Source organism: Variovorax dokdonensis, from assembly GCF_030316895.1.
GTDB lineage: Bacteria > Pseudomonadota > Gammaproteobacteria > Burkholderiales > Burkholderiaceae_C > Variovorax > Variovorax dokdonensis.
Window position 1 is genome coordinate 201,131 of the sequence record NZ_JASZYV010000006.1, and the last position, 9,415, is coordinate 210,545.

General features: G+C 61.9%; 7 protein-coding genes and 1 tRNA gene. 7 read left to right on the forward strand and 1 reads right to left on the reverse strand.

Annotated elements, in window-relative coordinates; all coding sequences use genetic code 11:
- The first annotated feature begins 21 nt into the window (after positions 1-21).
- Positions 22-882 carry an EamA family transporter gene (locus QTH91_RS22490; protein WP_286662393.1) on the forward strand — a complete coding sequence of 287 codons (861 nt, stop codon included), beginning with the start codon at positions 22-24 and terminating at the stop codon, positions 880-882.
- Positions 883-901: 19 nt separating this feature from the next.
- On the opposite strand, the gene QTH91_RS22495 is transcribed toward QTH91_RS22490, so the two are convergent.
- Positions 902-3,175, reverse strand: a complete 2,274-nt coding sequence (locus QTH91_RS22495; RefSeq protein ID WP_286662394.1) for an arginine/lysine/ornithine decarboxylase — start codon at positions 3,173-3,175, stop codon at positions 902-904.
- Positions 3,176-3,303: 128 nt separating this feature from the next.
- Here QTH91_RS22495 and QTH91_RS22500 point away from each other — a divergent pair, with 128 nt between their 5' ends.
- The 6 genes from QTH91_RS22500 (at position 3,304) to tssK (ending at position 9,223) form a co-directional block, all read left to right on the forward strand.
- Positions 3,304-3,729 carry an NfeD family protein gene (locus tag QTH91_RS22500; protein WP_286662395.1) on the forward strand — a complete coding sequence of 142 codons (426 nt, stop codon included), beginning with the start codon at positions 3,304-3,306 and terminating at the stop codon, positions 3,727-3,729.
- 59 nt (positions 3,730-3,788) lie between these two features.
- Positions 3,789-4,715 carry an SPFH domain-containing protein gene (locus tag QTH91_RS22505; protein WP_286662396.1) on the forward strand — a complete coding sequence of 309 codons (927 nt, stop codon included), beginning with the start codon at positions 3,789-3,791 and terminating at the stop codon, positions 4,713-4,715.
- Positions 4,716-4,761: 46 nt separating this feature from the next.
- Positions 4,762-4,852, forward strand: a tRNA-Ser gene (locus QTH91_RS22510).
- A gap of 779 nt (positions 4,853-5,631) precedes the next feature.
- The gene (gene tssB / locus QTH91_RS22515) at positions 5,632-6,177 is read left to right on the forward strand and encodes a type VI secretion system contractile sheath small subunit (protein ID WP_286662397.1); all 546 of its coding nucleotides are present in this window, start codon (positions 5,632-5,634) and stop codon (positions 6,175-6,177) included.
- Between the two features lie 41 nt (positions 6,178-6,218).
- On the forward strand, positions 6,219-7,829 hold the full coding sequence (gene tssC, locus QTH91_RS22520; RefSeq protein ID WP_286662398.1) for a type VI secretion system contractile sheath large subunit: 1,611 nt from the start codon (positions 6,219-6,221) through the stop codon (positions 7,827-7,829).
- A 35-nt stretch (positions 7,830-7,864) separates the two neighbouring features.
- Positions 7,865-9,223 carry a type VI secretion system baseplate subunit TssK gene (tssK, locus tag QTH91_RS22525; protein WP_286662399.1) on the forward strand — a complete coding sequence of 453 codons (1,359 nt, stop codon included), beginning with the start codon at positions 7,865-7,867 and terminating at the stop codon, positions 9,221-9,223.
- The last annotated feature ends 192 nt before the right edge of the window (positions 9,224-9,415 follow it).

Below are 9,415 nucleotides of genomic sequence, written 5' to 3' on the forward strand. Positions count from 1 at the left end.
CGCGAGGGGAGTCGACCTGCCGTGAGCCTCCCGGTCCTTCTTGCCGTCTTGTTCGCCGCCCTGCTCCACGCCAGTTGGAACGCATTCATCAAGGCAGGCAAGGACAAGGCGCTCGACACCGCGCTGGTGCACAGCCTCGGTTTTTTCATCGCCTTGCCTTTGCTGATCCACAGCGGGCTGCCGAATGCCGCGGCCTGGCCGTACGTGGCCGCTTCACTCGTGATCCACCTGGGCTACTACGTGGCTCTTGCAGGCGCCTACAAGTACGGCGATCTGGGCCTGACCTACCCGCTCATGCGCGGCTGCGCGCCCATGCTCGTCGCGCTCGGCAGCCTCGGCCTGGTTGGCGAAGGGCTGTCCAACAGGGCCTGGGCGGGGATCGCGGTGCTCTGCGTTGGCGTGGTCATATTGGGGCTGACCCGTTCGGCCATGCATGTCGCGGGGGCGCATCGTGGTAAGGCCTTGGCGTTCGCCCTGGCCAATGCCGTCATCATTGCGCTGTATACGGTGATCGATGGCATCGGCGTGCGCTTGGCAGGTGACGCCGTGGCCTATGTGGCCGCCCTGTTCCTGGTCGACGGCCTTCCGTTCCTGCTGCTGGTGCTGTGGCGCCGGCCGGGTCGACGGCTTGAAGCACTGGCCTACATGCGCACACGTTGGCCCGTTGCCCTGATGGGCACCATTGCCTCGCTGGGCAGCTACGGCATCGCGCTGTGGGCGATGACGCGCGCCCCTGTCGCCGTGGTGGCCGCCTTGCGCGAGACCTCGGTGCTATTCGCCGCCGTGATTGGCACCTTGCTTTTGCGCGAAAGCTTCGGCTGGCAGCGCGCCATGGGCACGCTCATCGTGCTGGCCGGCGTCATGACCCTGCGCCTGGGCTGACGCCGCGCACGGCACAGATTCATCCCGCCGAACGTACGCAGTCGGCAAAGTAGCGCTTGTTGCCCGCCTCGTCGGTCTTGACCACGAGGCCGTGGATGTCGGTCTCGAACCCCGGGCACTCCAGGTTGAACTGGCGCGCGAACTTGAGGTAGTCGACGATCTTCTTGTTGAACACCTCGCCCGGAATCAACAGCGGAATGCCCGGCGGATACGGCGTGATCAGGCTCGTGGTGATGCGCCCTTCCAACTCGTCGATCTCGACCCGCTCGGTCTTGCGGTGCGCAATGTGCGCATAGGCGTCGCTGGGCTTCATGGCCGGCGTCAGATCAGACAGGTACATCTCCGTCGTCAAACGAGCGATGTCGTACTTGGCATACATCTCGTGAACGCGGTGGCACAAGTCGCGCAGCCCCATGCGCTCATAGCGCGGATGATGCTGGCAGAACTCCGGCATGATCCGCCACATGGGCTGGTTGCGCGCGTAGTCGTCCTTGAACTGCTGCAGCGCCGTCAGCAGCGTGTTCCAGCGGCCCTTGGTGATGCCGATGGTGAACATGATGAAGAAGCTGTACAGCCCAGTCTTCTCCACGATCACACCGTGCTCGGCCAGGAACTTCGTGACGATGCTCGCCGGGATGCCGGTGGTCGCGAACTTGCCCTTCAGGTCCAGCCCGGGCGTGACCACGGTCGACTTGATCGGGTCGAGCATGTTGAAGCCGTCGGCAAGATTGCCGAAGCCGTGCCACTTGGCGGTGCGCGCTTCGCCCTTGATGATCCAGTCGTCAGCGCGGCCGATGCCCTCTTCCACGAGCTCTTCCGGCCCCCACACCTTGAACCACCACTCGTCCTTGCCGAACTCTTCTTCCACCTTGCGCATGGCGCGGCGGAAGTCCAGCGCCTCGAGGATGCTTTCTTCCACGAGTGCAGTGCCGCCCGGCGGCTCCATCATGGCTGCGGCCACGTCGCAGCTGGCGATGATCGCGTACTGCGGACTCGTGGACGAGTGCATCAAGTAAGCCTCGTTGAACAAGTCCCGATCGAGCTGACGGTTCTGCGAATCCTGCACCAGCACATGACTGGCCTGGCTGATGCCCGCCAGCAGTTTGTGCGTCGATTGCGTTGCGAAAACCAGCGACTCCTTCGGCCGCTCGCGGCGCTTGCCCATGGCGTGGTAGGTGCCATAGAAGGGATGGAAAGCGGCGTGAGGCAGCCAGGCCTCGTCGAAGTGCAGCGTGTCGACGTAGCCGTCCTGCATCTTCTTGATGGTTTCGGTGTTGTAGAGCACGCCGTCGTAGGTCGACTGCGTGAGCGTCATCACGCGCGGCTTGACCTTGTCCGCATCGACGTGCGCCAGCAGCGGGTTGGCCCGGATCTTCGCCTTGATGGCTGACGGCTCGAACTCGCTCTTGGGAATCGGGCCGATGATGCCGAAGTGGTTACGCGTCGGCTTCATGAACACCGGAATGGCTCCGGTCATGATGATGGCGTGCAGTATGGACTTGTGGCAATTGCGGTCCACCACCACCACGTCGTCCGGCGCCACCGTGTGATGCCAGACCATCTTGTTGGACGTGGAGGTGCCGTTGGTGACGAAGAAGCAGTGGTCGGCATTGAAGATGCGTGCGGCGTTGCGCTCGCTGGCCGCCACAGGACCGGTGTGGTCGAGCAGTTGACCGAGCTCCTCGACCGCGTTGCACACGTCGGCGCGCAGCATGTTCTCGCCGAAGAACTGGTGGAACATCTGGCCGATCGGGCTCTTGAGGAAGGCCACGCCGCCCGAATGGCCGGGACAGTGCCAGGAATAGGAGCCGTCTTCCGCATAGTCGATCAGCGCCTTGAAGAACGGCGGCTGCACCGTCTCGAGATAGCTTTTTGCTTCGCGGATGATGTGGCGCGCCACGAACTCCGGCGTGTCCTCGAACATGTGGATGAAACCATGCAGCTCGCGCAGGATGTCGTTGGGCAGGTGGCGACTGGTCTTGGTCTCGCCGTAGATGTAGATCGGCACGTCCGCATTCTTGCGGCGCACTTCCTCGATGAAGCTGCGCAGGCTGAGAACGGCCGGGTCCAGCCCCTGGCCGACACTGAACTCTTCGTCGTCGATCGACAGGATGAAGGCGCTGGCACGGCTTTGCTGCTGGGCAAACTGGCTCAGGTCGCCATAGCTGGTGACGCCGAGTACTTCGAAGCCCTCGGATTCGATCGCCGTCGCGAGGGCGCGAATGCCCAGGCCCGAGGTGTTCTCGGAGCGGTAGTCTTCGTCGATGATGACGATGGGAAAACGGAATTTCATGTCGATCGGGCTCCGGAGGCAAATGGGGCAGCAACGAGGGCGTGAGTGTACGGAATACCAACGACAAGTGCGGGACAGCTTTTGACGCAGAATCCCCTTCATATCTATCAGGAAATGGGGGCCTTCTCATGACTCATTCGACCATCTGGTGGCTGATCGCGGGCGGCGCCATCGTCCTGGAGCTGGTTTCCGGAACCATCTACCTACTGCTGCTTGGCGCGGGATTCGCCGCCGCGGCCATCGCAGCCCACGCCGGAGCGAGCCTGCAGGTCCAACTGGTCGTCGCGGCCGTGGTGGGCGCGAGTTCAGTGCTGGCCTGGTACCTGGCACGTCGTCGCAGCCCGGCCGACCCGCCCACCGCCGCCAATCGCAACGTCAACCTGGACATCGGCGAGCAGGTCATGATCGACGCATGGAACGCTGACGGAACAGCCAGTGTGCGCTATCGGGGCGCGCAGTGGACCGCGGTGGCCCGCGCTGGCGTCGCGACGGCGACGGGAGCGCACCGAGTGGCGGAAGTCGTCGGCAATCGTCTGGTGGTGGATCACGTCTGATCCGCTATCCTGCCTCGCCAAGCACACCACCCCATTCAGCGAGGAGAGCCAAGAGCATCATGGAAGTCGCAGCAGTCATTCTTGTCATTGCCGTCATCTTCATCAGCCAATCCGTCAAGTTCGTGCCGCAGCAGCATGCCTGGGTACGGGAGCGGCTGGGCAAATACCACGGCACCATGACGCCGGGGGCCAACTTTCTCATCCCGTTCATCGACAAGGTCGCCTACAAGCACAGCCTCAAGGAAATTCCGTTGGACGTGCCCAGCCAGGTGTGCATCACCCGCGACAACACCCAGCTTCAAGTCGACGGCATCCTCTACTTCCAAGTGACGGACCCCATGCGGGCGAGCTACGGCAGTTCGAACTACATCGTCGCCGTCACCCAACTCGCCCAGACATCCTTGCGCAGCGTGATCGGCAAGCTGGAGTTGGACAAGACTTTCGAAGAGCGCGACGTGATCAACGCCCAGGTGGTGGCCGCCATCGACGAGGCCGCGCTCAACTGGGGGGTCAAGGTCCTGCGCTACGAGATCAAGGACCTGACCCCGCCCAAGGAAATCCTCCATTCCATGCAGAGGCAGATCACCGCGGAGCGCGAGAAGCGCGCCCTCATCGCTGCCTCCGAAGGCCGCAAGCAGGAGCAGATCAACATCGCCGCTGGAGAGCGCGAGGCCTACATCGCACGCTCCGAAGGCGAGAAGCAGGCTCAGATCAACAACGCACAGGGCGAGGCGGCAGCCATTGCCGCCGTGGCTGAAGCGACTGCCATTGCCATCGAACGCATTGCCGCGGCCATCCGGCAGCCCGGTGGAGAACAAGCGGTGCAACTGAAGGTCGCAGAGCGCGCCGTCGATGCGTACAGCAAGGTGGCCGCCGATGCGACATCCACCCTGATCGTGCCCAGCAACATGACCGAAACCGCAGCGCTGATCGCGTCGGCAATGCGCATGGTTCAGTCCGGCAAGCCAACGCCTTCAAATTCCTGATCGCCGAACCGAAACGCGCTCGCGCCGCGCTACAATGGAGGGCTTCGGAGCGGTGGATGAGTGGTTTAAGTCGCACGCCTGGAAAGCGTGTGTGGGTTAATAGCCCACCGCGGGTTCGAATCCCGCCTGCTCCGCCACAGAACAAACCATAGAAAAAGACAGCCCCAGTAGCCTTGCTGCTGGGGCTTTTCTGTTTGGCGCGCTGCCTCCCAGGCGCAGGGGACGGCAAAACATGCCAAGCGGCAAGAGCGAAGCGCAATGCTCGCGCGCCCTCACGTCCGTTCAATCGCAGCCTGACGAACTCGTTTCGATCGCACAGGCAGTCGCCTCTCTTTCCCTCCCCGCTCCTCGAATTTCAGCTCAAGGCTGGAGTGCTTCGGCGCGCGCTCGTCGAGCCCATCGGGTCGAGCCAATTTTGCCCAGCAAATATCAATGCAATTCAATTTTCATTGAGTATGTTTTCCATCAATTGAAACTACATACTTCAATTAACTATTGGAGGTAATTGCATCACAAATCTCGATGGGCATCCAGCGCTATAGTTTCGACCGCCAACAGGCCAAAAATGCGCAAAGCCGTCCAGTTTTAATAGGTCCAACTTTCCATCTCAGGCTCTAATCTAAGAACATGTCATTTGCCCCACAAAAGACAATAGTATTTTACAAAGAATATTTGGATCGCCAATTCATCAACCTTTACCAATTAGTTTGAAATGGCGGATTTCAACCAAATGCTGCGGCGATACGCCATGTGTGTGGCCAGCGCGCCGCCGCCACATGCCGAAGGAGACCGTTCTACCAGCCACGTCGCCCATGAATGAATCGCCGTCTCTGAACCTCCGCATCGCGCCATTGCAATCCAGTAGGCGGATGCAGTCGCTCCTACCATCCTTTTATCCCGAGTTCCTCAACCTGACATGAGCAACAACAGCAGCCAGAAATTCATCGCCCGCAACAGGGCGCCACGCGTCCAGATCGAATACGACGTCGAGATTTACGGCTCCGAAAAGAAGATCGAACTGCCCTTCGTGATGGGTGTGCTTGCCGATCTTTCCGGAAAGTCGACGGTACCGCCAACCGCCGTTGCCGATCGCAAGTTCCTCGATATCGACATCGACAACTTCGACGAACGAATGAAGGCCATCCATCCTCGCGTCGCCTTCGCGGTGCCCAACACGCTCAGCGACTCTGGCCAATTGATGGTCGACATCACGTTCGAAAGCATCGATGACTTCTCTCCGGCCGCCGTCGCGCGCAAGGTGGAGCCGCTGCGCCAATTGCTCGAAGCGCGTACCCAGTTGTCAAACCTGCAGACCTACATGGACGGCAAGGCAGGCGCGGAAAGCCTGATCAACCAACTGATGCAAGACCCGTCGCTCATGCAGACGCTCGCCGCCCAGCCCAAGCCCGCCGCGGCCGATGTCGACGGCAACGCCGCCGGCGACTCCAGCCCCACCGCCTGAAGAAAAGCTCCGTTCCATCCAACGCACTGGTCATCCATCCAATGAGTTCCATCACCACCGAACGCCCTGCGCCTGCCTCGCAACAAGCTCTTGGCGTCAACGATTTCGCCTCCTTGCTCGACAAGGAGTTCAAGCCCAAGACGACGGAGGCTCGCGCAGCTGTCGAGGCAGCGGTCCGCACGCTCGCTGAGCAGGCCCTGGCTTCGGCTTCGACCATGAGCGACGATGCCTATGCGAGCATCGAAGCCATCATTGCCGAGATCGATCGAAAGCTCTCCGAGCAGATCAACCTGGTGCTTCACCAAGAAGAGTTCCAGAAGATCGAATCCGCGTGGCGCGGGCTGCATCACCTGGTCTCAAATACCGAGACTGACGAGAAGCTCAAGATCCGCTTCATGGACCTGTCCAAGGACGAGCTGCGCCGCACGATGCGCCGCCACCGTGGCATCGCATGGGACCAAAGCCCAATCTTCAAGCGCGTCTACGAAGAGGAATACGGCCAACTCGGCGGCGAGCCCTACGGCTGTCTGGTCGCCGACTATTTCTTCGACCACACGCCTCCCGACGTCGAACTCCTGGGCGCCATCGGAAAGGTCTCCGCGGCAGCGCACTCGCCCTTCATCACCGGCGCCAACCCCGCCCTGCTGGGCATGGACTCGTGGCAGGAACTGGCAAATCCACGCGATCTGACCAAGATCACCTCCAACCTGGAGCATGCCCCCTGGAACTCGCTGCGCGACACCGAAGACGCGCGCTACCTGGGCCTGGCGATGCCGCGCTTCCTCGCTCGTCTGCCCTATGGCGTCAAGACCAATCCGGTCGACGAGTTCAACTTCGAGGAAGAGACCGAAGGCGCCGATCACAAGAAGTACGTTTGGAACAACGCCGCCTACGCCATGGCGGTCAACATCAACCGCAGCTTCAAGGAATACGGCTGGTGCACCATGATTCGCGGCGTCGAATCGGGCGGCTCGGTCGAGCGCCTGCCCTGCCACACCTTTCCGACCGATGACGGCGGCTTCGACATGAAATGCCCGACCGAGATCGCCATTTCCGATCGCCGCGAAGCGGAGCTCGCCAAGACCGGCCTGATCCCGTTGGTGCATCGCAAGAACAGCGACCACGCGGCTTTCATCGGCGCGCAATCACTGCAGCGCCCGCAGGAATACACCGACCCCGACGCAACGGCCAATGCCAACCTGTCGGCACGTCTGCCCTACCTGTTCGCCAGCACCCGCTTTGCGCACTACCTCAAGTGCATCGTGCGCGACAAGATCGGTTCGTTCAAGGAGCGCGAGGAGATGCAGCGTTGGCTCTACGAGCTTCGTTCGCTCACCAATTTCGAGAACGCGGACTACTACTCGCTCAACAAGGACGACAAGAAGGTTCTGGGCGAAGACATGCTCGCCAAGGACGAATTCATCATGCGACCGGGCGACCAGCAGGTCATACGCCGCGCGTCCAATCCCAACATGCGGGCCGTCGGTGTACTGGCCGGCTACCGCGATCTTCCGCATGCCGTGTGGCGAGTCGTTCAGAAGGCGCCCGTCGCGCCCGAGGCGGCCTGGTACCGCACCGTGGTGCCCAACAACAAGATGAAGCTCGACGTTCAGGTCCAGGAAAAGGCCGTCCAGGTGACGCCGATCCCCTGAGCCTCAACCACTGCACTCTTCCCAAACGACAACACATGAGCTGGTTCAACAAGATCACCTGGAGCGAAGGTCAGTTTCTTCGCCCGCAACTGTTCCAGCAGCAGGAGCGCTACCTCGAGCACTATGCGCACAAGCGCGCCTTGGCGCTTGGCCAGTTCTTCTGGGGCTTCACGCAGTTCGCGATCGACACCGAATCGCTGGCACTGGGCAAACTGGTCGTTGCGAGTGCATCGGGCATCTTTTCTGACGGCACCCCCTTCGACACGCCTGGACAGACGCGGCCGCCCTCCCCCCTGACGATCCTGCCCGAGCACCTGGAGCAGATCATCCATCTGGCCGTGCCCATTCGCGCGCCCAATAGTGAAGAAACCACCTTCGACGACGGCCATGGCGCGGCGGGCGCATCGCTTGCCCGCTACGGTGTCTTCGAGCATGAACTGCGCGATGCCAACTCCGTGGGCCAAGGGCCCAAGCCGGTGCAGCTGTCGCGACTGCGCCTTCGGTTGTTGCCAGAACGCGAGCTCACCGATGCCTGGATCGGGCTGCCCATCGCACGCGTGACCTCCCTGCGCTCCGACGGCAGCATCGCCATTGATCACAACCTCATTCCGCCGGTCAGCGGCTTTGCGGCCAGCACCCTGCTCAAGGATTGGGTGAACAACCTCCATGGGCTGTGCAAGCTGCGAGCCGAATCGCTGGCCAATCGACTGAGCGGCAACGATGGCAAGTCGACCGAAGCGGCAGAAGTGTCGGACTTCCTGCTGCTACAGGTGCTCAATCGCTATGAGCCGCTCCTCAGCCACTGGCTGCTGGCTGGCGAGACGTCGCCGGAGCATGTGTACACCGCACTGCGTCAGCTGGCCAGCGAGCTGTCGACCTACGTGCGGGCCAGTACCCGCAGGCCGCGGCAGCACCCCCCTTACCAGCACGTCAACCCATACGCTTCGTTCCGCGAACTTGTTGCCGACGTGCAGATGCTGCTCAACGACGTGCTGGTGCGCAGCGCTCAGAACATCGCGGTAACCGAGCGCGCGAACGGCGTACGTCTGGCCAGCATCGACCCAGCCGAGTTGCAGGGCTACGCCAGCCTCGTCTTTGCCGTTGCAGGCCACATGCCGCCCGACCAGCTTGCCCAGCAGTTTCCGGCCCGGACCAAGGTGGGCCCAAGCGATCGGCTCGCCGACATCATTCGCTCCAATCTGCCCGGCATCGTGTTGCAGACGCTGCCGGTGCCGCCGCGCCAGATTCCATTCAACGCCGGGTTCGTGTACTTCGAGCTTCAGCAACGCGGCCCACTGTGGGAACAGCTGCTCAAGTCTGGCGGACTGGCGATGCACGTGGCTGGCGAATTCCCGGGCCTGCGTCTGGAGCTTTGGGGTGTGCGCAACAAGTAGGCGCCGCCAAGTCCGGTCACTCACTCCGCGTGAAAGAAGAAGGTACTTCCGATGCTGACATCTCATACCTTGCGCATACAAGGCCCGGGCCTGCCCGTGTTCCTGGGCCAGCCCGCCCTGGAGCCGGTGCGCCTGTCGGGCCATGAAGGCGTCAACCGCCTGTTCGAGTACGAGCTGGTGCTCAAGACGCCC